The organism is Rhodospirillaceae bacterium (genome assembly GCA_028819475.1).
Taxonomy (GTDB): Bacteria; Pseudomonadota; Alphaproteobacteria; order Bin65; family Bin65; genus Bin65.
On record JAPPLJ010000030.1, the window covers coordinates 100,269 to 123,705 of the forward strand.

Annotated in this window: 25 protein-coding genes and 1 pseudogene; 10 read left to right on the forward strand and 16 right to left on the reverse strand. The window is 68.2% G+C overall.

Annotation, left to right across the window (positions count from 1 at the left end):
• Window positions 1-7 precede the first annotated feature (7 nt).
• From OXM58_08000 to OXM58_08020, 5 genes are all read right to left on the reverse strand, one after another.
• The gene (locus OXM58_08000; GenBank protein MDE0148300.1) at window positions 8-1,441 is read right to left on the reverse strand and encodes an amidase; all 1,434 of its coding nucleotides are present in this window, start codon (window positions 1,439-1,441) and stop codon (window positions 8-10) included.
• Window positions 1,438-1,914, reverse strand: a complete 477-nt coding sequence (locus OXM58_08005) for a low molecular weight phosphotyrosine protein phosphatase (GenBank protein ID MDE0148301.1) — start codon at window positions 1,912-1,914, stop codon at window positions 1,438-1,440. The genes OXM58_08000 and OXM58_08005 overlap by 4 nt, the downstream gene beginning before the upstream one ends.
• Before the next feature lie 9 nt (window positions 1,915-1,923).
• Window positions 1,924-2,712 (reverse strand): SDR family NAD(P)-dependent oxidoreductase, encoded by a 789-nt coding sequence (locus tag OXM58_08010; protein MDE0148302.1) that lies wholly within the window; start codon window positions 2,710-2,712, stop codon window positions 1,924-1,926.
• Window positions 2,705-3,919, reverse strand: a complete 1,215-nt coding sequence (locus OXM58_08015; protein ID MDE0148303.1) for a hypothetical protein — start codon at window positions 3,917-3,919, stop codon at window positions 2,705-2,707. Before OXM58_08015 ends, OXM58_08010 begins: the two co-directional genes overlap by 8 nt.
• A 186-nt stretch (window positions 3,920-4,105) precedes the next feature.
• Entirely contained in the window at window positions 4,106-4,849 is a 744-nt protein-coding gene (locus OXM58_08020) for a DUF3800 domain-containing protein (protein ID MDE0148304.1), read from the reverse strand.
• A 329-nt stretch (window positions 4,850-5,178) separates the two neighbouring features.
• Between OXM58_08020 and OXM58_08025 the strand changes: the two genes are divergently transcribed.
• A complete protein-coding gene (locus OXM58_08025; protein ID MDE0148305.1) occupies window positions 5,179-5,958 on the forward strand; it encodes an SDR family oxidoreductase in 780 nt (259 codons plus the stop codon).
• A 151-nt stretch (window positions 5,959-6,109) separates the two neighbouring features.
• On the opposite strand, the gene OXM58_08030 is transcribed toward OXM58_08025, so the two are convergent.
• Window positions 6,110-7,348, reverse strand: coding sequence for a DGQHR domain-containing protein (locus tag OXM58_08030; protein MDE0148306.1), 1,239 nt, complete (start codon window positions 7,346-7,348; stop codon window positions 6,110-6,112).
• A gap of 198 nt (window positions 7,349-7,546) precedes the next feature.
• On the opposite strand from OXM58_08030, the gene OXM58_08035 reads away from it, so the two are divergent.
• On the forward strand, window positions 7,547-7,720 hold the full coding sequence (locus OXM58_08035; GenBank protein ID MDE0148307.1) for an SDR family oxidoreductase: 174 nt from the start codon (window positions 7,547-7,549) through the stop codon (window positions 7,718-7,720).
• 52 nt (window positions 7,721-7,772) lie between these two features.
• Here OXM58_08035 and OXM58_08040 read toward each other — a convergent pair whose 3' ends face one another.
• From OXM58_08040 to OXM58_08055, 4 genes and pseudogenes are all read right to left on the reverse strand, one after another.
• Complete coding sequence (locus tag OXM58_08040) at window positions 7,773-8,300, reverse strand: DoxX family protein (protein ID MDE0148308.1); 528 nt, start codon at window positions 8,298-8,300, stop codon at window positions 7,773-7,775.
• Between the two features lie 48 nt (window positions 8,301-8,348).
• The gene (locus tag OXM58_08045; GenBank protein ID MDE0148309.1) at window positions 8,349-9,131 is read right to left on the reverse strand and encodes a DNA-binding domain-containing protein; all 783 of its coding nucleotides are present in this window, start codon (window positions 9,129-9,131) and stop codon (window positions 8,349-8,351) included.
• Window positions 9,121-10,038: pseudogene (locus tag OXM58_08050) on the reverse strand (DUF692 domain-containing protein). Before OXM58_08050 ends, OXM58_08045 begins: the two are co-directional and overlap by 11 nt.
• 181 nt (window positions 10,039-10,219) lie before the next feature.
• Window positions 10,220-10,513: a DUF2282 domain-containing protein gene (locus OXM58_08055; GenBank protein ID MDE0148310.1), complete on the reverse strand. Its 294-nt coding sequence runs from the start codon at window positions 10,511-10,513 to the stop codon at window positions 10,220-10,222.
• Window positions 10,514-10,749: 236 nt separating this feature from the next.
• Here OXM58_08055 and OXM58_08060 point away from each other — a divergent pair, with 236 nt between their 5' ends.
• The 3 genes from OXM58_08060 (at window position 10,750) to OXM58_08070 (ending at window position 12,790) form a co-directional block, all read left to right on the forward strand.
• Complete coding sequence (locus OXM58_08060) at window positions 10,750-11,505, forward strand: aldolase (protein MDE0148311.1); 756 nt, start codon at window positions 10,750-10,752, stop codon at window positions 11,503-11,505.
• A gap of 153 nt (window positions 11,506-11,658) precedes the next feature.
• A complete protein-coding gene (locus OXM58_08065) occupies window positions 11,659-11,892 on the forward strand; it encodes a hypothetical protein (GenBank protein MDE0148312.1) in 234 nt (77 codons plus the stop codon).
• Between the two features lie 34 nt (window positions 11,893-11,926).
• Window positions 11,927-12,790, forward strand: a complete 864-nt coding sequence (locus tag OXM58_08070) for a DUF4743 domain-containing protein (GenBank protein ID MDE0148313.1) — start codon at window positions 11,927-11,929, stop codon at window positions 12,788-12,790.
• Between the two features lie 247 nt (window positions 12,791-13,037).
• On the opposite strand, the gene hpnE is transcribed toward OXM58_08070, so the two are convergent.
• The 3 genes from hpnE to hpnC form a co-directional block, all read right to left on the reverse strand.
• Window positions 13,038-14,342 carry a hydroxysqualene dehydroxylase HpnE gene (gene hpnE, locus OXM58_08075; protein MDE0148314.1) on the reverse strand — a complete coding sequence of 435 codons (1,305 nt, stop codon included), beginning with the start codon at window positions 14,340-14,342 and terminating at the stop codon, window positions 13,038-13,040.
• 5 nt (window positions 14,343-14,347) lie between these two features.
• Complete coding sequence (hpnD, locus tag OXM58_08080) at window positions 14,348-15,262, reverse strand: presqualene diphosphate synthase HpnD (GenBank protein ID MDE0148315.1); 915 nt, start codon at window positions 15,260-15,262, stop codon at window positions 14,348-14,350.
• A gap of 95 nt (window positions 15,263-15,357) precedes the next feature.
• A complete protein-coding gene (gene hpnC, locus OXM58_08085; protein ID MDE0148316.1) occupies window positions 15,358-16,233 on the reverse strand; it encodes a squalene synthase HpnC in 876 nt (291 codons plus the stop codon).
• Between the two features lie 171 nt (window positions 16,234-16,404).
• Between hpnC and queA the strand changes: the two genes are divergently transcribed.
• Genes queA through queG form a run of 4 tightly spaced genes read left to right on the forward strand, consistent with a single transcriptional unit; the run spans window position 16,405 to window position 20,236 of the window.
• The gene (gene queA, locus OXM58_08090; GenBank protein MDE0148317.1) at window positions 16,405-17,472 is read left to right on the forward strand and encodes a tRNA preQ1(34) S-adenosylmethionine ribosyltransferase-isomerase QueA; all 1,068 of its coding nucleotides are present in this window, start codon (window positions 16,405-16,407) and stop codon (window positions 17,470-17,472) included.
• A 10-nt stretch (window positions 17,473-17,482) separates the two neighbouring features.
• On the forward strand, window positions 17,483-18,610 hold the full coding sequence (gene tgt / locus OXM58_08095; GenBank protein ID MDE0148318.1) for a tRNA guanosine(34) transglycosylase Tgt: 1,128 nt from the start codon (window positions 17,483-17,485) through the stop codon (window positions 18,608-18,610).
• Between the two features lie 32 nt (window positions 18,611-18,642).
• Window positions 18,643-19,110, forward strand: a complete 468-nt coding sequence (gene queF / locus OXM58_08100) for a preQ(1) synthase (protein ID MDE0148319.1) — start codon at window positions 18,643-18,645, stop codon at window positions 19,108-19,110.
• 22 nt (window positions 19,111-19,132) lie between these two features.
• Window positions 19,133-20,236 (forward strand): tRNA epoxyqueuosine(34) reductase QueG, encoded by a 1,104-nt coding sequence (gene queG / locus OXM58_08105; protein MDE0148320.1) that lies wholly within the window; start codon window positions 19,133-19,135, stop codon window positions 20,234-20,236.
• Window positions 20,237-20,239: 3 nt separating this feature from the next.
• On the opposite strand, the gene msrA is transcribed toward queG, so the two are convergent.
• Window positions 20,240-20,899, reverse strand: a complete 660-nt coding sequence (gene msrA, locus OXM58_08110; GenBank protein ID MDE0148321.1) for a peptide-methionine (S)-S-oxide reductase MsrA — start codon at window positions 20,897-20,899, stop codon at window positions 20,240-20,242.
• A 418-nt stretch (window positions 20,900-21,317) separates the two neighbouring features.
• Between msrA and OXM58_08115 the strand changes: the two genes are divergently transcribed.
• Entirely contained in the window at window positions 21,318-21,512 is a 195-nt protein-coding gene (locus tag OXM58_08115; GenBank protein ID MDE0148322.1) for a DUF3018 family protein, read from the forward strand.
• Between the two features lie 83 nt (window positions 21,513-21,595).
• On the opposite strand, the gene OXM58_08120 is transcribed toward OXM58_08115, so the two are convergent.
• Together OXM58_08120 and OXM58_08125 are read right to left on the reverse strand one after the other, a co-directional pair.
• On the reverse strand, window positions 21,596-22,441 hold the full coding sequence (locus OXM58_08120) for a prephenate dehydratase (GenBank protein MDE0148323.1): 846 nt from the start codon (window positions 22,439-22,441) through the stop codon (window positions 21,596-21,598).
• Window positions 22,438-23,202 carry a 3-deoxy-manno-octulosonate cytidylyltransferase gene (locus OXM58_08125; protein ID MDE0148324.1) on the reverse strand — a complete coding sequence of 255 codons (765 nt, stop codon included), beginning with the start codon at window positions 23,200-23,202 and terminating at the stop codon, window positions 22,438-22,440. Before OXM58_08125 ends, OXM58_08120 begins: the two co-directional genes overlap by 4 nt.
• Window positions 23,203-23,437: the final 235 nt, after the last annotated feature.

Genomic DNA, 23,437 nt, shown 5'->3' on the forward strand with positions numbered 1-23,437 from the left:
GCCGGGGTCAGGCGGCGATTGCCGGCCAGCGATCCTTCCAGGGCCGGGCTTTTTCCAGCTGCCCCGCCAGGCGGAACAGCGTCGCCTCGTCGCCGTAGCGGCCGGCGAATTGCACCCCGACGGGCAATCCGGCGTCGTTCCAGACCAGGGGGACATTCATCGCCGGCTGGCCGGTCACGTTGTACAGCGGCGTGTGGGAACTGAACCGGGCGACGGCCTGCCGGGCGGAGCGGCGGGTTTCCTCCGTCCAGACGAAGCTGCCGACCGGCAGGGGCGGCGCAGCGACCGTCGGCGTGAGCAGGATGTCCCGGTCCTCGAAGAAGCGGCCGACGATGCGGGCGATGCGCTGGGCGTCCTGGACCGCGAGCAGATAGTCGGCCGCGCCGACCTTCTGCGAGACTTCGTACATGCGCCAGGTCCAGGGCTCGAAATATTCCTGCGACGGCTCCCGGCCCAGGCGGCGCGACCAGTCGGCGACCGCCCCGCCGAACGTGCCGGTCCACAGGTTCGAGAACAGCCGGGCGATCGTCTCCCACTCGATATCCGGTTCGGCATAATCGACGCGATGGCCGAGGGATTCGCACAGCCGGGCCGCATCCTCGACCGCGGCGACGCAATCTGCATGGACGTCGCAGCCGTTCATCGAGCCGGTCATCACAGCAATCCTGAGCGCGCCCGGATCGGCCCCGACCTCCTGCGCGAACGGCCGGGCCGGCGGCGCAGGGGCATAGGGATCGCCGGGCACGGAGCCGGCCGTGGCGTCGAGCAGCGCCGCGCTGTCGCGCACCGAGCGGCTGACGACGTGTTCGTGGACAATGCCGCCGCCGATATCGCCGTAATGCGGCGCCAGCGAATTGCGCCCGCGCGTCGCCTTCAGGCCGAACAGCCCGCAGCAGGACGCCGGAATGCGGATCGAGCCGCCGCCGTCGTTGGCGTGGGCCACCGGCACGAGGCCGGCCGCGACCGCTGCCGCCGAACCGCCGCTGGAGCCGCCGGTCATGCGGCCGGTGTCCCACGGGTTGCGCGCCGGGCCGAACAGTTCGGGCTCCGCGGTCGGCAGCAGGCCGAACTCGGACGTGTTGGTCTTGCCCAGCGTCACCAGACCGGCGGCGCGGTAGCGCGCGACCAGTTCGCTGTCCCCGTCCGAAACGTAGCCTTCGAGGAACCGCGATCCTTCGGTCATCGGCTCGCCAGCGAACTCCGCGGCAAGGTCCTTGAGGAGAAACGGAACGCCGCGGAACGGCCCCTCGGGCAGATCGGCCGCCGCGGCCTTCCGGGCCCGCTCGAACATCGGATGGACGACGGCGTTCAGGGCCGGATTGAGCCGTTCGATCCGGGCGATGGCGGCATCGACGAGTTCGGCGGCGCTCGCCTCGCCCCGCCGGACGAGCGCCGCCTGGTCCGTGGCATCCAGTTTCCAGAGGTCGCCGAAGCCGGTCATGCCGATGGCCTTTCTTCCGGCAGCATCGCGACGATGCCGCGGCAACCGGCTTCGATCAGGTCGAGCGCCAGTTCGTAATCCTCCGCGCCGCCGTAGTAGGGATCGGGCACGTCCCGCCGCCCGGCGCCCGGGGCGAAATCGAGAAACCGGCGAATCCGGTCGCCGCGCCCTGCCGGCGCCGCCCGCCTCAGCCGGTCGAGATGGCCGCCGTCCATCGCCAGGATCAGGTCGAACCGGTCGAAATCGGCGCTAGCGATCTGCCGGGCGCGCTGGCCGGAGAAATCATAGCCGCGCCGCTCGCCGGCCGCTTGCGCCCGGGCATCCGGCGGCTGACCGATATGGTAGGCATGGGTGCCGCAGGACTCGACCGTCACCGCGTCGCCCAGCCCGGCAGCCTCGGCCATGCGGCGCAGCACGGCCTCGCCGGTCGGCGAGCGGCAGATGTTGCCGGTGCAAACGAACAGAATGTTCATCCGGCCGGACTACAGGTGCGAGCCGCCGCCGTCGACGGTCAGCGACTGGCCGGTCAGGAAGCCGGTCTGCGGCGAGGCGAGGAACAGGATGGCGCCGATCAGGTCGTCCGGCGTTTCCGTGCGCTTGAAGCACTGGCTCTGGGCGAAGGCCCTGAAACCCTCGGCCGTGGTCGTCTCGCGCGGAATTTCCGTCATGGTTGCGCCGGGCAGTATGCAATTTACTGCAATGCCGAAGTCGCCCAATTCCCGCGCCATCGAGCGTGTCATGCCGATCACAGCGGACTTTGATGCAATATAATGCAGGTATCGGTCGCGCCCGCGGTTGACCGCGGCCGAGGAGACGTTAATCACCCGCCCCCAGCCGGCTTCGCGCATCGCCGGCACGACCGCCCTGGTCGCCAGCATCGTGCCGGTGACGTTGACGTCGATCACCCGCCGCCACTCGTCGAGCGGGATCTCCCAGAACGGGCGCATCTTCAGGGTCGAGAAGATCGCGGCGCAGTTGAACAGGATGTCGATCCGGCCCCGCGCGCGCAGCACGGTTTCGGCCAGCGCTTCGACCGAGGCCGGGTCGGCGACGTCGGTCGGCACAGCCAGGGCAGCTTCGCCGATCTCGCCGGCCACCGAGGCCGCTTTTTCGCCGTCTATGTCGGCGACGACTGGCAGCGCGCCGCAGGCCGCGAAGGCATGGGCCGCCGCCCGGCCGATGCCCTGGCCGCCGCCGGTGACGATGGCGACCCGGCCCTCCAGTCCTCCGATTTGCGGGCCGCCGCCCGCCGGGCCGTCCGGGTCAGGCACAGAAGCCTCTCGCGTTCAGCCAGTCGATGCAGGTGTCGGCCGCTTCCTGCAATTTGTCCTTCTGGCCGAGATAGTAGTGGGTGGCGCCCTTTATCACCTTCATCGTCTTGTCCGCGCTGCCGGCGGCGGCATGGATCATGCCGGTGTGGGGTTGCGGCACCGCATCGTCGGCCGAATTCTCGATCGCCAGCAACGGCACGCCGACCGTGCGCGCGCATTTCTCGCCATGGGCGTTGGTATCGTCCGGCGACCATTGGCTGAGCCAGGCGCGCAGGGTCGAGAAGCGCCCGATGCCGACCGGGCCGCTGTTCACCGTTTCCGGCACGCCGAGATAGCACGCGCCCGGCTTGCGGTCGTTCGGGTCCAGCGCTGGATCGAGGAAGCGCGGCTCCGCCATGGTCCGGTGGGTGATCAGGCTGCGCTCGACCTCGTTGCCGCCGCGCTTCTTCAGGTCTTCGAGCATCTGGCGGACATACGCCGTCTTGCGGCGCATCCGGCCGAGCTGTGCGGCGCGGAAGCGGGCGATATAGTCGGCGCTGTAGGGCGGCCGGTTCGGGTTATCGGGATCGTAGAGGTCCAGTTCCGGGTCGCGGTTGTCGGGATCGTTTTCGTCGCGCACGGACGGGTCGATCCAGTCGGTCAGCACCACGGCGCGGGACAGGTGCGCGGCCTGGAAGATGAGCGCGTCGGCGGGAATCAGTCCCGCGGCGGTCAGGTCGTAGGGGTCGCCGGCCGGCGTGTGGACGATCGTCGGGTTCTCGGCCTGGGACTGGTAGAACAGGGAGAGCGAGCCGCCGCCGGACCAGCCGACCAGCACGACCTTGTCGTAGCCCCAGTCCTCCTTCGCGTGGCGGACCCAGGCGCCGAGATCGGCCGCGACCTTTTCCATGATCAGCGCCGTATCGTTCTTCGGATAGCGGCTGGCGGCGCACAGGACATGGACGCCGTGGCGCGCCATCGCCCGCGGCATGGGCAGGAGTTGGAGCGTCGAGGCCGGGTGCATGTAGACGAGCAGCGTGTCCGAGGGCCGGCCTTCCGGAAGAAAGCGGACGCCTTCCAGGTTCACCGCGCCGTGGCTGCCGGCGAAACCGTAGGTCTCGGTGAACTGGCTGGTCTCCGCATAGGAAATGTGCGCCCATTCGGCCTGCCAGGTGAAGGTTTCGCGCGCCATGGTTACCGTTTCCCGCTCCCGTTCGTCGTCCGCCATCCATGCCCGCGCCCGCCGCGCCTGTAAAGGGCCGGCGGTGGCCCGGTTCGCTATTCGTCGGCATCTATTCAGTCTGAATTTTCCGGGCACGGAAACCGGTTTGCTGCGGTGGACGTTTGTCGCGAGCACCGGGCCGGGCGGAGAGACCGTAGGGGAGTTTCAAATAAGGCTCCCGGAAGCCGGACTTCAGGTGCGTATTCCGCTTCTCCGGCTGGCGCGGCGAAGCCGGTCCTCGAAGAATTTCCGGAAGACCGCATTTTCGTGAAAGCCGTCCGGGTCGACCCAAACTGCGCCAAATCGGCCAACCAGCCCGGCAATCCAGTCCGCAGCCTGCAACGTCTGGTATCGGTGACTTTCCAGTTGAAACGGGGGTTCGATAAGGTGACGCCTCGGCTGCGCCCCTCCGAACATTTTGCGCGACGCTTCGGTAATCAGGGCGGCGCGTTGGTCGTGCTCGTCAAGCGCCATCACAAAATTGCTCGATGGAATGCAATCTTCGATGCAAAAGTCATCGAGGCGATTTATGGCCTCGCTGAGGATCCTCCGGTAGAGCAGATTCGGATTGTGAATACCGACAGGCGCCGTTTTCCCGATTCCGACGTAGAACACGAACCCGCCGAGCCTTGCAATTTTGTTGAGCAGGCGATTCGTGAACTTGCGGAGTTCGGGGTAGGTTGCAACGTTCCTGACCGTGTAGAGGCTCGATCCCTTCTTCTCCCACATTGCGGGATGTTCCTCGGACCGGGCGATTTCGAAAGCGAGCAATTCGCACTTTCGCTTGAAGAACCATGTCGCAAAGCCCCTGACCTCGTCCAGGGGCAGGACGAAGCCGGCGAGGCCGAAAACGGGACTGTCATTGTGCTTCGGGTGCGTCCGATCGATGTACGGACCGACATGGCCGAATTCGTCCAGATACGCAATATAGGTCACTGGAAATCCATGGGTCCCGGAAACGCGAAAGCCCGCGCCGGAGCGCGGGCCTCGGAATGAAGGCAAGCCAGCTTGCGTTTCGCACGAAGATATAGCGATCCGGCGATGGGCTTGTCAACCGAATAAACGACCGGGCCGGCAGGGGCAAAACCGTGCCGCCGGCCAATTCGACAGGCGATTGCCGTCTCAGAACCTCCGGGCGGGCCGCTTGGGCGCGCGCCGCCGCCTTGCGGAACTCAAGGCCGGGATGCCGCCAGGTCGGGGCGGCACTTGAACGGCGCGGGCGGTTCGGCTTTATAGGCGGGTCTTCATCGCCGGGAGCGCCCGCCATGTACAAGCCGTTCGACCTGACCGGAAAGGTTGCGCTCGTCACCGGCGGCAACGGCGGCATCGGCCTCGGCTTCTGCGAAGCGATGGCGCAGGCGGGCGCCGACATCTGCATCTGGGGCACCAACGCGGAAAAAAACGCCGCCGCGGCCGAAACGCTGGCGGAGCCCGGCCGCAAGGTCCGTTCGCAGCAGGTCGACGTTTCGGACAGCGCCGCGGTCGAGGCCGCCTTCGCCGAGACCCTCGCCGAATTCGGCCGGGTCGACGGCGCGTTCGCCAACGCCGGGGTCACCGGCCGGAAACGCAGCTTTTTCGAGATCGACGACGCCGAATGGCAGCGCGTGATGCGGGTCAACCTGGACGGCGCGTTCTACACCCTGCGCGCGGCGGCCCGGCACATGGTCGAGCGGGCGGAAGAGGGCGATCCCGGCGGCCGGCTGGTCGCCACGGCGAGCCTCGCCGCCCTCTCCGGCGCGGCGCGCAACGAGCATTACGGCGCAACCAAGGGCGCCGTCGTCTCGATGATCCGGGCGATGGCGGTCGATTTCGCGCGCTACGGCATCACCGCCAACGCCATCCTGCCCGGCTGGATCGAGACCGACATGACCGAGACGCTGTTCGCCTGGGACCGGTTCGCGGAGGCCGCCCTGCCCCGCACGCCCGCCGGGCGCTGGGGCCGGCCGGAGGATTTCGGCGGCATCGCCGTCTACCTGATGAGCGACGCCTCGGCCTTCCACACCGGCGACAGCCACCTGATCGACGGTGGCTACTGGGTGTTCTAGGCCGCCCAGACTAGGCCTCCTAACCCGCCTCTACGAAGCGGGCTAGGAGGATCACCTTGGCGTGTGTTGGCAATCGCCTCGACGGGCAACTGGAGCAAATTTGGTGCCAATGCTGACTACCAGCACATTGCAGGCCTATACGAGACCTCGGTTACTCGACTTCCATATCGGGAAGATGGCGCAGGAGCATTGCCCGAAGAACCCGTTTGCCGGCGCTTGAGGAAAAACCGCCAGCGGCGCCGCCCTTCGGTGCAACAAGCCAAAACTCCGGGCTTTGAACGGTTTCGCCATCGGTGTTGTCGCCATGAACATTTTCGAAGACCGGAGCCAGCAGGTCCACATATGCTGCACTGTCGAACACACTTGCACCCCGAGAACGTACATGTTCGAGAACAACGAGTAAGAGTTCGTGCATCGCAGTAACGCCGATACCCTTCTGTAAGGTGAAGTCCGACGGCCGGAATTCGAGATCGCCGTCGCTGCCGTACTGCCCTTCGAACGGCTGGGGGCACACTTCTTTGACCGCTTTCCAAAACGCATTCAGTACCCGGACCTGATTTTCAGTACCGAGCTGCCCGAAGTAGTGACTGCTCACCAACGGTTTCAGCGAACTGATGAAGCTCGCGGCCGGTATGATCTTGTCACCCTTGTCTTCGTTTGCGAGGCGGATCCGGTCTTTCCAGATGGGCGAAGTTTTGTTCAAGACATCCACAAGGCATTGACCACTGATCTGCCAAGCCTTGTTATCCCGGATTGCCTGATCCATCACCTTCCCATCGTGGTCGGTCTGCTGTTTCAACAGGTCGAACGCTAGGTCTGTTTTCACCGATTTGGCGTTGCTGTTTACGACGTAGAATTGCCGCAATTCCTGATGTTCGTCTGCACCGAGCATCAAGACGAACGGTACAGAAAAGTTTTTCCAGACTTCGAGATCTTCTTCGCAAAGCTGCCGTATTGCCAGAACGCGGTGCTGACCATCAACGACGTAGAGCGAAAACGATTCGTCGGCAGAATCTATCTCGATTGATCCGCCTTTCGCCATTTCGATGAGATGCTCAGCGTGCCGTTCCCGAACATTCAGCAAGACCGCCGTTGGTATGTCGACGGTTTCAGCCCTTAGGTCTTTTGCCAGTTTGCTCACCCGACCCGGTTGCGGCTTGCGCTGGTACCCGGTCTTGCGGAGCGAATCGCGATACGGAACCTTGAAGCGGCACGCCAAGACGCCAGCCGGTATGCATCCAACGACGGTAGGAATCCCGCTGCTGACCGTTGGGCCCATTACGACAGGTATAGTCACGGATGCCTCCAAGCGTCTTGGGATGTCGCTGAGAGAAATGGAGATTTCGTCCTCGACGGGTGCGTTTTGCCTCGCCAGGTCTAGGTCAGTCATGTATACTACTCGTGTTGATGAGCGGGCATTCCTTATGCTCCGCAGATTGGAGGGCCCCGGCGGTGCGACGCCGGGGCCTTCGTCGTTTCGACGGATCGAACCGACGAAGGCGCTGCAACGAAACACATATGAGGGCAATTGTCAAGGCCGAAAAATGGGACCTGATTTTCAGATCCCATTTTTCGTATTCGAAGTGCAATGACGCTGTTCGCCTGGGACCGGTTCGCGGAGGCCGCCCTGCCCCGCACGCCCGCCGGGCGCTGGGGCCGGCCGGAGGATTTCGGCGGCATCGCCGTCTACCTGATGAGCGACGCCTCGGCCTTCCACACCGGCGACAGCCACCTGATCGACGGCGGCTACTGGGTGTTCTAGGCGTCGCGCCGTATCGAGAGCCTGCCCTGAGCCTGTCGAAGGGGACGCAGGATCAGTTGTTCGGCCAGCGCATCCGCCGGAGCGGCGCATCCAGCGAAATGATCCCCGGCCCGCCCTTGAAGACAATGGCGGCGAGCACGGCGATCGCCAGCGTCTCCTTGGAAAAGAAGTTCGGATAGACGACCAGGCCGATGACGAGCGCCATGACGCACAGGACGAAGGCCGCGTAGCGCGACGCCAGGCCGACCATCAGGAACAGCGGCGCGATGCTCTCGGCCCAGACGATCGGATGCATGGAAATGGCGTGGAACCATTCCGGCATCTCGAAACCGAAATACTTGTACTCGGCGAACACGAAATCCTGATTGTCCGCAATCGCCCAGGGCAGCGGGATGCTCATGAAGCCGAGGTCGATCTTCTCGCCGACCCGGGTCAGCGCCGAGCGGAAGAAAAACAGGCCGACGGCAAACCGCGCGCCCAGCGCGAGCAGCGAATAGGGGATCAGCTCGAAGAGGCGGAACGTCTGCTGGATCAGGCCGTCCAGCCCCTCTTCCGTCGCCCTGGTTTCGGTCATTCTCATGGGGTTCGGCTCCTTGCGTGACTGGTGTTCCGGGATGCCCTGCCGGAATCAGCCGGCATCGCTGGTGACGTGGGAATGGAATGTGCCGCCCGCCAGATGTCCGGCGAGGCAGGCCGAAAGATCGAAGTCCGGGTCGGCGGCGACGCCGGCAGCGGCAGCTTCACCGAGCGTATCGCGGGCGGCAAGCGCGCTGAGGAAGGCGAAGTCGCCGTGCGTCGCCATGACCACGTCGACCTTGCTTTCCGGCCGGCGCACCAGCACGCGCTGCCCGCCCTCCTGCTTTCCGGGCGGCCCGGGATCCGGCCCCGAATCCGGTAGCGCCTCGGCGCCCCACAGGTCCCAGACCGGCCAGTCCGATTCGATCAGGCGTACCGTCGGATGCAGCCCGAGGCGCAATCCGGCATAGCGTTCCGGCGCCAGTCCGGCGAGCTGTCCGGCGTTCAGCATTTTGGCATCGGCCTCGAAATAGGCCTCGTTCACCGCCCACTCGACCCGCGCGAGATCGGGCAGGAAGGGCAGTTCCTCGACCGCCGGCGCAAAGCCGGCCAGGAAGGCCGCGAAGTCGCCGCCATAGGCGAACAGCTGGGGCCGTTGCGGCGGGTATTCCGCGATAAACCGCCGGGCCAGCACGGTGAATTTCTCATCGCCGACCAGATTGCGGACGGTCGGGAACGCGGCCTCGAGCACGCCGGCCAGCGACCGGTAGATATTGTTCCGGTAAATGCCGAAGCGATGGCCGTTCTGCATGCCGCCGGCGGAAAGGGCCGCCACCGCCTCGCCGTCGCGGCCGATCGTTGCGGCGCGGAAGGCGGCTTGCAGGTCAGGCAACATCGTCCAGAATCCGGGGCTCGGGCCCAAGCCTGTCCAGCGCCGCCTGCGCCCGCGCCGCTTCGCCGAGCAGGGTGTCGAGCGGCGGCAGGTCCAGATCCCATTCCATGAGAACCGGTTTCGGCCCGACCCGCGCGAGCGCGGTATCCAGCAGGTCCCAGACCGCCTCTTTCACGGTCGATCCGTGATCGTCGATCAGCACCGGCCGGCCGTCCCACTCCGTATCGGCGTGGCCGGCGATATGGATTTAGCCGACCAGCTCGCCGGGAATCGCATCGATAAAGTTCAGCGCGTCGTAGCCGTGGTTGAAGGCGCTGACATGGATGTTGTTGACGTCCAGCAGCAGGCCGCAGCCGCTGCGCTTCGCCGCTTCGACGCAGAATTCCCATTCCGGGATCGCCGATTCGGCGAAGGTGACGTAGGAGGACGGATTTTCGATCAGGATGGTCCGGCCGAGTGCGTCCTGCGCCTGGCCGATGTTGCGCACCAGGGTGTCCAGCGCCTCTTCGGTATAGGGCAGCGGCAGCAGGTCGTTCAGATAGTCGCCGCCGGTCGTGCTCCAGGAGACATGCTCGGAAACCAGGCCGGGCTCGAACCGGTCGAACAGGGACCGCAAAAGCGCAAGATGGGCGGTATCAAGCCCTTCGGCACTGCCGAGCGACAGGCCGACGCCGTGGCAGCTCAGGGGATAGTCCCGGCGGATCGCCTCGAGCGTCGCCAGCCGCGGACCGCCCGGGCACAGATAGTTTTCCGAATGAACCTCGATCCATGCGGTCGCCGGCCGGCCGTTCAGGAAGTCGCCGTAATGGGTATGGCGCAGGCCGATGCCGGCGGCGGCGGGGACCGGATCGCGCGCGAAAGCGTCAGCCAGCCCGGTCCCGTGTTCGATGGCCCCGTGTTCGATGGCCATGCCGTCCCCTGCCGCCATTCGCTACCGCCATTCGCTGCCGCCGTCGGCCCTTTATATCTGGACGCCCGCGCACAACTGGCAAGGCGTTTTCCTTCGTCCGGAGACGATAGAGGCGCATGATGCGCAGGCGAAAATAAAGGCGGCGCGGCCGGGCCGCGCCGCCCCTTCGAACTTTCCGGCGTCAGCTGGACTTCTTCTTCGGGTTCATACCCTTGAAGGGCTTCGTCTGGCCGCCCATCTCGGTGCAGGCCGTTGCCGAGGCGACGCCTTTCCAGTCGTCACCGCTGTAGTCGACCTTGGACTGGCCGGCGCAGCTGTGCGTGCCCGCGGCGTTGCCGCAATCGTTCTGGCCGGCCTTGGCGATGCCGTAGCACTTCGTCTTGGCGGCCATGGCCGGGGTCGCGGCGGTCACGGCGGCCAGGGAAAGGGCGCCGGCAACGGCCGCGGCAACGGTCAATGCGTTGACTGTTTTCATGATGGAATCCTCCGGAATGTCGGTTCTCGGTGAGTGGCGAAAAAGCCATACAAACCTACGCATGGGCCCCGGCGAATCCAATCGCTTTCGTTCACGAAGGCGTGCAAAATCCGTTAGCTGCAGCGGCGTTGAACGGAGCGCCGCGGCACGGTCTTGACCGGCCGGGGGGCCGCGGTCACATTCCTGCGCCATCGGCCCGACAGACTGTTCACAGATTATTCAGGGAGGCGCCGGCTGTGGCGAACCTTTCGACAAATCCCCGGAGCGAAACGATCCGGCAGGCGCGCCGGGACCTTTCCGCCGCCTTGCGCATGGCGGACCGGCTCGGCTTCGGCGAAGGCGTCTGCAACCATTTCAGTTTCGCCGTTCCCGGCTCCGACGGCCTGTTCCTGATCAATCCCCGGCGCCTGCACTGGTCGGAAGTCACCGCGTCCAGCCTGCTGCTCGTGGACGACGACGGCGCCCTGGTCGAAGGCGACGAGCCGCCGGAAGCCAGCGCCTTCTATATCCACTGGCGCCTGCACAAGGCGGCGCCGCAGGCGAAATGCGTTCTGCACACCCACATGCCCCATGCGACGGCATTGACCATGCTGGAAGATCCCACGCTGCTGCCACTCAGCCAGACTTCGCTCATGTTCCACAACGATGTCAGCTACGACGACGCCTATAACGGTCTCGCCGGGTACCGTGAGGAGGGCGACCGCATTGCGGCGGCGCTGGGCAACCGCTCCACCCTGTTTCTCGCCAACCACGGCGTCATCGTGACCGGCGGGACCGTGCCGCTTGCCTGGAACCGGCTCTACTACCTGGAACGCGCGGCGATGCACCAGGTCATGGCGCTGTCGACCGGCAAACCGCTGCGGCCGGTGCCGGAGGACGTTGCCGAACTGACCGCGCAACAGATCGCGGAAGACGAGGCCGACATGGCGGAGAACCACTTCCGTTCGGTGCATCGGATTCTGGAACGGGAGTGCCCGGAATACCGCCACTGATGCGCTGCCTGCGACAGCGTCATGAGTGCCGCTGCAAAATCGGGAAAGAAGCGATCCGCCCGCCCCGCCGGGAAGAAGCGGCCCCCGCCGAAGGCCGCCCGCCCGCGGGCACGCAAATCCCGGGCGCGCGAGCCCCGGACGCGCCTGACCGGAGTGCGCGCCGCCTTCTCCATCGCCCTGTCGCTGTTCGCCCTTCCCATGGCCGTCGCCGGCCTGATGGTTCCGCTGCCGGCCGGGCTGGCTGCCGTGCTCATGGCCGGGATCGCGCTGGTCGCCGGGCGCGGCCGGAAATGGCCGGTCCGGATCGCGCTGGCGGCCCTCGTTCTCGGCGTTTGCGGCCTGATCGGCGGACTGGTGATCGGCCTGACCGTGACCGCGCCCGCATGAGCGGGCGACAGGCCGGCAGCCCTGCGCGCCGCGCATGAGCTTCCTGGACCGGGTTCGCGAAATCAACCGGCACGATCCGGCGGCCTTTGCGCCGTTTGCCGTCGATGGCCGGCGCCTCGGCGCGGTGCGCAACGACCGGATCGAGGCATTGCTCGCCGCCACCGCCGCCATCGTCCGGGCCGGCGACGGCAGCCTGACCTTTGCGGACGGTCTGGCTGCAGGCGGGCCGGGGGCGGTCGCGGCGCGAAACGAGGCCATGGCCGGGGCCGCGGCGCGCCTGTCGGAGGCCGGAGCCATCGCGCGGCTGCGCGGCGAGCTTTATCCGGCGGCGCGCCGGTTCGGCGAAACGCCCGCATTCGTCGTCGACCGGGCCGCCGTGCCCTTTCTCGGGCTGCGCGCCTGGGGCGTTCACCTCAACGGCTACACCCGGCGCGACGGCGCGCTGCACATGTGGATCGGGCGGCGCGCCCGGGACAAGCCGACCTATCCGGGCCGGCTCGACAATATGGTGGCCGGCGGCCAGCCCGCCGGGCTCGGCCTCATGGAAAACCTGGTCAAGGAATGCGCCGAGGAAGCGGACATTCCCGAAGCCCTGGCGCGGCGGGCCCGGCCGGTTGGCGCGATAACCTATGTCCAGCAGGCGCCGGAAGGCCTCAAGCCCGACGTGCAATTCTGTTTCGACCTGGAGTTGCCGCCGGACTTCGTGCCCCGCAACACCGACGGCGAGATCGAGAGTTTCGCCCTCTGGCCGATCGAACGGGTCGCCGGGATCGTCGCCGAAACCCGGGAATTCAAGGACAACTGCAACCTGGTCATCATCGACTTCCTGATCCGCCACGGCCTGATCCCGCCCGACGACCCGGACTATGTCGCCCTGGTCAGCGGGCTCCGTCCCTGAGGGGCGGCCGGATTCCTCTGTGAAGAGGCACCGAACGAATCCCCCTCCCCTTGGGGGAGGGGCTAGGGGAGGGGTCGCCTGCCGCCGCGCCGATGTCGGAACCCCGCACCGCGACAGAGGCCGCATACCCCTCCCCCTGACCCCCTCGCCCAAGGGGAGGGGGGACGCGTCGTTCTGCCTGTCGGATCCGGCTTGCGACTTTTCACAGAGAAATCCTCCCGGGAGATACCGGAATTGGCCGAACCGCCTATCCCGCTGCCCGCGGGCGGCCGATGGCATTTGCGGCAGTCTCGCCCGACCGGATCGCGCCTTCGATGGTGGCCGGCAGGCCGGTGTCGGTCCAGTCGCCGGCGAGATACAGGTTGCGCCAGCGGGTCGTTGCGCCCGGCCGCAGCCGGTCCTGGGCCGGCGTCTGGGCGATGGTGGCGCGCTTTTCGGTAATGACCCGGCAGGGCGGCACGGGACCGGACGGCATGGGGCCTGCCGCGCCGGTCGCCCGGCGGATTTCGTCCCACACCGTGGCGGCGAGACGGTCGTGGGGCAGGGCGGCCTCGGCGACCCCGGCGCTGATGGTGACGGAGAGCACGTCGCCGCGCAGGAACAGCCATTGCGCCGTTCCGCCGATCAGCCCCAGCAGCGGCAGCCCGCCGGGCAACGCAACCCCCTCCCCGACGACGTAATGCAGGTTCACGATCGGCCGGTATTCCGCCGGCGTCGCGACCTCCGGGAACAGGGCGGCGCAGGCGGCGGGCGGCACGGCGCTCACGACGGGTTCGCCCGACGCGACCGCGACCGTCTCCCCGCCGGCGTTCAGCGCGGACACCGTGGCATCGCCGAAGGAGACCGAACGGATGCGGACGCCGGGCCGGAACCGGCCGCCGCGGGCTTCCAGCCATGTCACGGCCGGATCGGCGAAGCTTTCGGACAGGCCGGTGCGCGCGATGCAGGGGCGGAACGCAGCCTCGCCGCGAAACAGGATCTCCGCCATCACCGGCCAGAGCAGCCGGGCCGCGCCGGCGGCAGCCTCGGTGTTGAGCACGGCGACCGCCATCGGCTCCCAGAACCGTTCGTAGAGGCGGCGGCGCGCCGAGCCCGGCGGCCCGTCGAACAGCTCGGCGACCGTGCGGTCCCTGGCCCGCCGCAGCTTCAGGGCGGCGGCATAGTCCGCAAGTCCGGTGTCCGGCACGCGACGGCCGGGCGCGCAGACCCACCAAGGCAGCGGCCCGCGGTTCGGCCGCAGGGTCCAGCGCGCCCCCGATCCGAGATCGACAAAGGGAATGCGCGCGGGCGCAACCTCGATCAGGGGGTCCGGCGCCCCGGTATCGCGCAGCAGCCCCATGGCCGACCGGTTGCCGGACAGCAGCAGGTGGTTGCCGTTGTCGATCGTGCGGTCGAGCGCGGAATCGTGGAACGAGCGGCAGCGCCCGCCCGGCTGGCCGGCCGCTTCGAACACGGTGACGGACCAGCCCAGCCCGGCGAGCCGCACCGCGGCGGACAGGCCGGCGAGGCCGGCGCCGATCACCCAGGCCCGGGAGGCGGTATCGGACGTCATCCGGCTCAGATCAGCCCGTAGCGCACGGCGATCCAGAGTTTGCGCGGCCGGGACAGCGATACCGGCTCGGCATAGCGCTGCCAGCCGCGCCGCTCCAGCGCGGCGAGAATTGCGCGGTAGCCCATCATCATCATCCGCGCCGGCCGCATCGGACCGCGCCGGCTTCGGCGCATGTGTTGCAGCGCCATCCGGTAGTGCTGCTTGGCCATGCGCGCGACCTCGGCGCAGATCGCCGGCAGGGCCGAATGGCCGAGCACCGTATAGGGATCGCGCGACTCCAGTCCCTGCGCGGCGATCAGTTCGGCGGGCAGGTAAAGCCGGCCGCGCCTTGCGTCTTCGTCCAGATCGCGCAGGATGTTTGTCAGCTGCAGGGCGCGGCCGAGATGATGGGCGACCCGGCGGCCCCGCTCCCCCTCGGCGCCGAACGCCCGGATCGAGAGCCGGCCGACCGCCGACGCCACCCGGTCGCAATAGGTGTCGAGCGTCGAAAGGCTCGGCCCGCGAATGTCCTCTATCGCGTCCATCTCCATGCCGTCGATGACGGCGAGAAAATCCTCCTTCTCGAGGCCGAACTGGCGCACCGGCCGCACCAGCGCGCGCAGGGTCATGATCTGCGGATCGCCGCGATAGACCCGGTCGATCTCCCGGCGCCAGATTTGCAGCCGGCCGATCTTCTCCGCCGCCGGCGCGGCCGCGTCGGCGATGTCGTCGACCTCCCGGCAGAAGGCGTAGATCGCAAACATCGCGTTGCGCCGATCCTCCGGCAGGATTTTCATGGCGGCCAGAAAGGACGTGCCCGACGCCTGGACGATCTCCTGGGCGTGGGTCAGCGCCTCGAAATCCGGCGGCGGCAGGCCGTCGGCGCCGTTATCCGGGCCGGACGGCGGCGGGCGATCGGGGCGGGCGGCGGTTGCGGTCACGGAACGGGGCTGTCGGCGCTGCGAAGCTTTCACGGATTACCCGGCCGAGCCTATCGCCGGCACTCGCACGGCGTCACGCATTTTCGACGCCCCCTTCACGTCCCCGGCGTCGGCGCGCGCGGGCGCGTCATCCAGGCGCGGCCCAGTTCGCCGAGCACGCCGCGGCCGGCGGTGAGAGCGGCGCGGGGCTTCGACAGTTCGATGCGCGCCGCCACCGGATCGCCGGCGCGCAGGCGCTTCGACAGGGCGTGGGCCAGGGCGAGGATGGCGGCGCTCTCCCAGGCCAGGCGGCGGCTGCGCAGCGCCGGCATCAGGGGCCGGGCGTCGCGGAGCAGCGCGTCGACGCCGTCGAGGCAGCGGTCCTTCACCCGTTGCAGGCCGGGCGGCATGGCGGGCAGCGCCAGCTCCTCGACCGCCGCGCCCTCGGCCGCCATCCAGTCGCCGGGCAAGTAGACCCGGTCGAGGTTGCGGTAGTCGTCGGCGCAGTCCTGGAGGTGGTTGATGACCTGGAGCGCGTTGCACAGGGCGTCGGCGGCCGGCCAGGCGCTGTCCGGCCCGCCGTGCAGGTCGATCAGAAACCGCCCGACCGGCGCCGCCGAGTGGCGGCAATAGCCCATCAGGTCGTCCCAATCGTCGTAGCGGGACTTCACCGCGTCCTGCTTGAAGGCGACGATCAGATCCCGGCAATGGCGGATGACCTGGCCGGTCTCCGCCATTGTCTCGCGGACGCGGTGCGCCTTTTCGTAGGCCGGGTCGTCGGTCTCGCCGAGCAAGGCGCGGTCGAAGCCGTCCAGGCGGGCGACCTTGTCGTCGGGGTCGAGCACGGGATTGTCGGCAATGTCGTCGATCGCCCGGGCATAGGCGTAGAAGACCGCCACCTTCGGGCGAAGCCGCCGGGGCAGCAGGAAAGAGCCGACGGGAAAGTTCTCGTCCCCGGCGCCCTTGCCCGATGGGGTCTCCGCCGTTGTCATAGGGTGCCTCGGCATGGCCCTGCCGACGGGCCGAACCCTTGGGGGAGCGGTCGCGCCGGGCGGAAAAAGCGACGATACGGCCCGCTACCACGTTCGCAGCCGCAAGCCAATTGCTGTAGGGAAACCGCTGGAACCCGGCCCAGGCCGAAACCCGCCGCCGACGGGAGCCCGATGCGCGTCTACGACTTCGATTTTGCCCTGCCCAAAGACCGGATCGCCCAGGCGCCGGCGCGGCCGCGGGATTCGGCGCGGCTGCTCTGTGTGGGTGGCGGGGCCGGCGGCGGGCTGGCCGACCGCGCGGTGCGCGACCTGCCGGCCCTGCTGCGCCCCGACGACCTGCTGGTGATGAACGATACGAAGGTGATCCCGGCGCGGATTCGCGGCGTCCGGTCGGCGGCGCGCGGCGAGGCCCGGATCGAACTGACCCTGCACCGGCAGATGCCGGGCGAACGCGAGGCGGAGGCGCGCTGGCTGGCCTTCGCCCGGCCGGGCAGGCGGCTCAAGCCCGGCGATAGCGTGCGCTGCCCCGGCCTGCCCGACGCCACCGTTCTGGAAAAGCGGGCGGGCGGGGAAATCCTGCTCGCCTTCGAGGCCGGGGCGGCGGCGCTGCTGGAAACCCTCGACGCCGCCGGAGAAATGCCGCTGCCGCCCTATATCGCGCGGAGCGCGGCGTGCATGGACGACCGGGAGGATTACCAGACGATCTATGCGCGCGCGCGCGGCGCTGTCGCCGCGCCGACGGCCGGCCTGCACTTTACCGAAGACCTGTTCGGGGCGCTGGACCGGCGCGGCGTCGACCGCGCTTTCGTCACCCTGCATGTCGGCGCCGGCACTTTCCTGCCGGTCAAGGCGGAGCGGGTGGCCGACCACCGGATGCACGCCGAGACCGGCACGGTCTCCGCCGAAACGGCGCAGCGGATCAACCGGGCGCGCGCCGCCGGCGGCCGGATCGTCGCCGTCGGCACGACCAGCCTGCGCCTGCTGGAAAGCTGCACCGACGACAACGGCCGGGTTCGCCCGTTCGCCGGGGACACCGACATCTTCATCGTCCCCGGTTCGCCGATCCGCAGCGCCGATTTGCTGCTGACCAATTTCCATCTGCCCCGCTCGACCCTGTTCATGCTGGTCTGCGCCTTTGCCGGCACGGCGCAGATGAAGGCCGCCTACGCCCATGCCGTCGAGAACGGCTACCGTTTCTACTCCTACGGCGACGCCTGCCTGCTGGAGCGCGCCCAGTGAGACCGGTGGCGTGACCGAATTCCGCTTCGATCTGCGGGAGACCGACGGCGCGGCCCGGCGCGGCCGGCTGCACACGGCCCACGGCACGGCGGAGACGCCGGCCTTCATGCCGGTCGGCACGGCGGGCACCGTCAAGGCCATGCTGCCGGCGCATGTCGCGGGCACCGGCGCGGAGATCGTGCTCGGCAACACCTATCACCTCATGCTCCGGCCGGGCGCGGCGCGGGTCAAGGCGCTGGGCGGCCTGCACCGCTTCATGGACTGGCCCGGCCCGATCCTGACCGACAGCGGCGGCTTCCAGGTCATGTCGCTCGGCAGCCTGCGCACCCTTTCGGAGGAGGGCGTGATCTTCCGCTCCCATATCGACGGCAGCGAACACGCGCTCACGCCCGAGCGCTCGACGGCGATCCAGGACGATCTGGACGCGACGGTCTCCATGGTCCTGGACGAGTGCACGCCCTGGCCGGTGGAAAAGGCCGCGGCGGCGGACTCGATGCGCCTGTCCATGCGCTGGGCGGAGCGAAGCCGCGCCGCCTTCCGCGCCCGGCCGGGCTACGGCCAGTTCGGCATCGTGCAGGGCAGCGTTTTCCCCGATTTGCGCGCCGAATCCGCGGCAGCGCTGGCCGACATCGGCTTCGAGGGCTACGCCGTCGGCGGCCTGGCGGTCGGCGAGGGCCAGCAGGCCATGTTCGAGACGCTTGACCTGACGGTGCCGGCCCTGCCGGGAGACCGGCCGCGCTACCTGATGGGCGTCGGCCGGCCGTCGGACATTGTCGGCGCGGTCGCCCGCGGCATCGACATGTTCGACTGCGTCCTGCCGACCCGGTCCGGCCGCACAGGCAAGGCCTTCGTGCCGGGCGGCGAACTGAATATCCGCAATGCGCGCCATGCCGGGGCGGACCGGCCGCTCGATCCGGATTGCCCCTGCCCGGCCTGCCGGCGCTTCAGCCGGGCCTATCTGCACCACCTGTTCAAGGCCGGCGAGATGCTCGGGCCGGTCCTGCTCACCTGGCACAATCTGCAACACTTCCAGGATCTGATGCGGGACATCCGGTCCGCGGTCGAGACCGGCAGTTTCGCGCTATACAGGCGGGAGCATGCCGCGGCCGAGGCGGCCTTCGATCCGCAGGCCGCCTGAGCGCCCGCCGCAGCACGCCCGAAAGGGAGACAATGTCCACCCCGATCGAAACCCATACCCTCACCCAACTGGGCCAGCCGACGGAGATTCCCGCCTCGCCCGACGAGGCGGTGCTGGAATCCGTCCCCAACCCGCACCCCGGCAAGACCTATCTGGTGCGCTTTGTGTGCCCCGAATTCACCTCGCTCTGCCCGCTTACCGGCCAGCCGGATTTCGCCCATCTGGTGATCGACTATGTGCCGGCCGAACGGATCGTCGAGAGCAAGTCCCTCAAGCTGTTCCTGACTTCCTTCCGCAACCACGGCGCGTTCCACGAGGCCTGCACCGTCGGCATCGCCGAACGGCTGGCCGAGGCGCTGGCGCCGGCATGGCTGCGCATCGGCGGCTACTGGTATCCGCGCGGCGGCATGCCGATCGACGTGTTCTGGCAGACCGGCGAACCGCCGCCGGGCCTGTGGCTGCCCGATCAGGGCGTCCCGCCCTATCGCGGGCGCGGCTGACCCGGAGCGGACAGGTCCGGGGATGAGCGCCGCCGGGGATATCCGGGCCGAGGCGGCGCGCGCGGGGTTCGACGCCGTCCGCTTTACCCATGCCCGGCTGCCGGCTTCGGCCGGCGACGATCTCGACCGCTTCCTGTTGCAGGGCTATGCCGGCGACATGGGCTGGCTGGCGATGACCCGGACCCGCCGCCGCTCGCCCGAGCGGATGTGGCCGGACGCGCGGACCGCCATCGTGCTCGGCGCGAATTACGGGCCGGCGGGCGACCCCCTCGCCGTTCTCGAAAAGCGCGACCGGGGCGCGGTCTCCGTCTACGCGCAGAACGACGACTATCACGACGTTGTCAAGAAACGGCTCAAGGCGCTGGCGCGCTGGATCGCCGGGCGGTTCGAAACGGAGGTCAAGGTCTTCGTCGACACCGCGCCCCTGATGGAAAAGCCGCTCGCCGAACGGGCCGGACTGGGCTGGCAGGGCAAGCACACCAACCTGGTCTCGCGCGACTTCGGCAGCTGGCTGTTCCTCGGAACCATTCTCACGACCCTCGACCTGCCGGCGGACCCGCCGGAAACGGACCATTGCGGTTCCTGCCGCGCCTGCCTCGACATCTGCCCGACCGATGCCTTCCCGGCGCCCGGCCAAATCGATGCCCGGCGCTGCATCAGCTACCTCACCATCGAGCACAAGGGACCGATCCCGCGCGACTTGCGGCCGCTCATGGGCAACCGGATCTACGGCTGCGACGATTGCCTGGCGGTCTGCCCGTGGAACAAGTTCGCCCGGCAGACGGAGGAACCGGCCTTCCTGCCGCGGGCCGGACTCACCGCGCCGCGGCTGGCCGACCTGGCGGCGCTCGACGACGCCGGTTTCCGGGCCCTGTTCCGCAAGTCGGCGATCAAGCGGATCGGCCGCGACCGCTTCGTGCGCAACGTGCTGATCGCGATCGGCAACAGTGGGAGCGCCGACCTGGCCGCGACTGCCGAAAGCCTGCTGCAGGACGGATCGGCGCTGGTCCGCGGCGCGGCGGTCTGGGCGCTGCGGCGGCTCGATCCGGCGCGGGCCGAAGCGCTGAGGGCAGCCGCGGAACCGGCGGAGACCGATCCCGACGTCCGCGCCGAGTGGGCGGCCTGACCGCTACTCCGCCGCGACGGCGACGCCGGCCGGGCAGGTGATGCCCGTGCCGCCGAGGCCGCAATAGCCGCCGGGAACCTTCGCCAGATACTGCTGGTGGTAGTCCTCGGCGTAAAAGAACTCCGGCGCGTCGAGGATTTCCGTCGTGATCGGCCCGTAGCCGGCGGCGGCGAGCCGGTCCTGGAACAGCGCCTTCGTCGCTTCGGCGAGCGATTTCTGTTCCGCCGTTGTGCAGTAGATGCCGGAGCGGTACTGGGTGCCGGCATCGTTGCCCTGGCGCATGCCCTGGGTCGGGTCGTGGTTTTCCCAGAACAGCTTCAGGACTTCCTCGGCGGGAAGCGTCGCCGGATCGTAGACGACCAGCACGACCTCATTATGGCCGGTCATGCCGCTGCACACTTCCTCGTAGGTCGGGTTCGGCGTCTCGCCGGCGGCGTAGCCCACGGCGGTCGTATAAACGCCCGGCGCCTGCCAGAAGACCCGTTCGGCGCCCCAGAAGCAGCCCATGCCGACGATCAGCGTTTCCATGCCGTCCGGGAAGGGCGGCTTGATCGGGTTGCCGTTGACATTGTGCCGGTTCTCGACCGGCATCGCCTGCGCCCGCCCCTTCAGCGCCCGGCCCGGCGCGGGCATCTCCAGCTTGCGTCGCGGGATGAAGAACATGGCGGGAGCCTCGCAATGCCGGTTACGTTCGATACGACATAGGCAATGCATTGCTTGCCGGCCAGTGCCCGGCGCACCGCCCCCTTCCCTGGAGGAGTCCTCTGCGAAAAGGGCCAGGCCGCCGCAAACTTTTCCTTCCCCCTCTTCAGAGGGGGAAGTGGCCGAGCGCAGCGAGGTCGATGGGGGTGTCCGCGTGCTGTAGGGCCGTGCCGGCGCCACTCCACCCCCACCTGGCCTCCCCCTCTGAAGAGGGGGAGGAATAGGAAAGCGTCCGTTGGCGGATACTTGCGGCCTTCGCAGAGGAATCCCCAAGGGGAGGGGGACTGCCTTGCTTTCTCTGTCGAATCCCGTTCGTGGCTTTTTAACGAGAAATCCGTAATTGGGACATTTAACGATACAGTCTGCCGGAGGCAAAGCCATGACCGACCGTTCCGACGCCCGCCGCGTCTCCGGATTGCGCCTCGTACAGCTATGGGTGCCTGATTCACGCGCGCCGGGCTTTGCCGAAGAGTGCCGTCGCCAGACCGCGCTGGCGGCTGCATCCGACTGCGCCGACGCCGACCTCGGCGGTTTCCTCGACGCCGCGCTCGAAGACCTCGGCGCTTGGAAGTGAGGAAAGACCCGGTAGCGACGGACAGCCGACGATGAAGCGCGGCAACCCCTTTACCGTCGGGTCACCCGATCCGCCGCCGCGCCCTAGCCCCGGAACGGGCTGGCCGGGTAGGTGCCGAGGAGGGTCCATTCGGTGGTGAAGAAATCGAGCTCCTCGAAGGCCCATTTCATGGCCTGCTCGTCCGGATGGCCTTCGACGTCGGCGTAGAACTGGGCGACGGTGAAGGCGCCGTCGATGATGTAGCTTTCCAGCTTGGTGATGTTGATGTTGTTGGTCGCGAAGCCGCCGAGCGCCTTGTAGAGCGCGGCCGGCACGCTGCGCACCCGGAAGACGAAGCTGGTGATCGTCTTGCGGCTGCCGGCGGCGGGCGTCAGATGCTCCGGCCCCATGATGATGAAGCGGGTCGTGTTGTGGTCGGCATCCTCGATCTGGTCGCGCAGGATCTTCAGGCCGTAGATTTCGGCCGCCAGGGACGACGCGATGGCGCATTTCGCCCTGTCGCCCCATTGCGCGACGTCGCGCGCCGCGCCGGCGGTGTCGAAATGGATCGCCGGCTCGACGCCCAGCTCGGCGATCAGGTTGCGGCACTGGTCCAGCGCATGGATATGGCTGTGGATCTCCTTCAGGCCGCCGATTTCGGCGTCCGCCGTGCCGAGCAGGCAATGCTCGACCCGCTGGAAATGTTCGCCGATGATGTAGAGGCCGGAATGGGGCAGCAGGTGGTGAATGTCCGCCACGCGCCCCGCGACCGAATTGTCGATCGGGATCATGGCGAGCCGCGCCCCGCCCTCGCGCACCGCGGCGAAGCTGTCCTCGAAGGTGGCGCAGGGCAGCGGCTGCATGTCCGGGTAGACCTGGCGGCAGGCGATGTGGGAGTTCGCGCCCAGGGTGCCCTGGAAGGCGATGCGGTTGGCGGCGGTCTCGATCATGCGTCTTGTTCCAGCATTGCCCGCGCCCGTGCAAGGTCTTCCGGCGTATCGACTCCGAAGGGTACGCCGTCGGCGACTGCCGCGTCGATGCGCATGCCGGCCTCCAGCGCGCGCAGCTGTTCCAGCTTCTCCCGCTTCTCCAGCGGGCTCGGCGGCAGGCCGACGAAGCGGTCGAGGGCCGGGCGGCGCCAGGCGTAGATTCCGATATGGTGCCAGACCGGCCCGGCGCCGGACGGCGCGGCGGCCCGGGTGAAATAGAGCGCCCGGCCCGCGGCGGCGCCCTCCGCCAGGCTCATCACGGCCTTGACGACGTTCGGGTTGTCGCGCTCGGCCGGATCGGCGGTCGGCACGACGAGGGTCGCGATATCGACCGCCGGGTCGCGCAGGGGGACGAGCGACGCGCGGATCAGGGCGGGATCGATCGCCGGCAGGTCGCCCTGGAGGTTGACCACGATATCGAACCGGCCTTCGGGATCGCGGCTCGCGGCGGCAGCATGGACCCGGTCGGAGCCCGACGGCAGGGCCGGATCGGTCATGACTGCCTCGCCGCCGGCGGCCTCGACCGCCTCGGCGATCGCCCGGTCGGCGCAGGCGACAATGACCGGGCCGACGTCGGCTTCGACGGCGCGCCGCCAGACATGGACGATCATCGGCGCACCCGCAATTGTCGCAAGCGGCTTGTCCGGCAGCCGCGTCGCGGCCAGCCGGGCAGGGATAATTACCAGCGATTCCCGGCCGTTATCGGTCATGGCCTCGGTCATAGCCCCGGTCTTGGCCCCGGTATTGGCCCCGGTATTGGATTGGGCGTAACCCGCGGTTCGCAAAGGATTTATGTGACATCGTGTCGCCAAGTCCCGGCCTGTCGAGGCTGCGGGCCCGTCACTATAACCGGAGGCAAGTGTTCAGGTCCGTCGGCGCCGCGCCCGTTCTCGTGCCGCGGCGATCCGGGAGCGGCCCTGCCGGGACGTTGCAGAATGCAGCGTCTTCCGGCCAGGG

Coding starts and splice junctions, on each gene's coding strand:
- OXM58_08000 (MDE0148300.1), bottom strand. CDS start 1,441: ATGACCGGCTTCGGCGACCTCTGGAAACTGGATGCCACGGACCAGGCG.
- OXM58_08005 (MDE0148301.1), bottom strand. CDS start 1,914: ATGAACATTCTGTTCGTTTGCACCGGCAACATCTGCCGCTCGCCGACC.
- OXM58_08015 (MDE0148303.1), bottom strand. CDS start 3,919: ATGGCGGACGACGAACGGGAGCGGGAAACGGTAACCATGGCGCGCGAA.
- OXM58_08025 (MDE0148305.1), top strand. CDS start 5,179: ATGTACAAGCCGTTCGACCTGACCGGAAAGGTTGCGCTCGTCACCGGC.
- OXM58_08030 (MDE0148306.1), bottom strand. CDS start 7,348: ATGACTGACCTAGACCTGGCGAGGCAAAACGCACCCGTCGAGGACGAA.
- OXM58_08035 (MDE0148307.1), top strand. CDS start 7,547: ATGACGCTGTTCGCCTGGGACCGGTTCGCGGAGGCCGCCCTGCCCCGC.
- OXM58_08040 (MDE0148308.1), bottom strand. CDS start 8,300: ATGAGAATGACCGAAACCAGGGCGACGGAAGAGGGGCTGGACGGCCTG.
- OXM58_08045 (MDE0148309.1), bottom strand. CDS start 9,131: ATGTTGCCTGACCTGCAAGCCGCCTTCCGCGCCGCAACGATCGGCCGC.
- OXM58_08055 (MDE0148310.1), bottom strand. CDS start 10,513: ATGAAAACAGTCAACGCATTGACCGTTGCCGCGGCCGTTGCCGGCGCC.
- OXM58_08070 (MDE0148313.1), top strand. CDS start 11,927: ATGAGCTTCCTGGACCGGGTTCGCGAAATCAACCGGCACGATCCGGCG.
- hpnE (MDE0148314.1), bottom strand. CDS start 14,342: ATGACGTCCGATACCGCCTCCCGGGCCTGGGTGATCGGCGCCGGCCTC.
- hpnC (MDE0148316.1), bottom strand. CDS start 16,233: ATGACAACGGCGGAGACCCCATCGGGCAAGGGCGCCGGGGACGAGAAC.
- queA (MDE0148317.1), top strand. CDS start 16,405: ATGCGCGTCTACGACTTCGATTTTGCCCTGCCCAAAGACCGGATCGCC.
- queF (MDE0148319.1), top strand. CDS start 18,643: ATGTCCACCCCGATCGAAACCCATACCCTCACCCAACTGGGCCAGCCG.
- queG (MDE0148320.1), top strand. CDS start 19,133: ATGAGCGCCGCCGGGGATATCCGGGCCGAGGCGGCGCGCGCGGGGTTC.
- msrA (MDE0148321.1), bottom strand. CDS start 20,899: ATGTTCTTCATCCCGCGACGCAAGCTGGAGATGCCCGCGCCGGGCCGG.
- OXM58_08115 (MDE0148322.1), top strand. CDS start 21,318: ATGACCGACCGTTCCGACGCCCGCCGCGTCTCCGGATTGCGCCTCGTA.
- OXM58_08120 (MDE0148323.1), bottom strand. CDS start 22,441: ATGATCGAGACCGCCGCCAACCGCATCGCCTTCCAGGGCACCCTGGGC.
- OXM58_08125 (MDE0148324.1), bottom strand. CDS start 23,202: ATGACCGAGGCCATGACCGATAACGGCCGGGAATCGCTGGTAATTATC.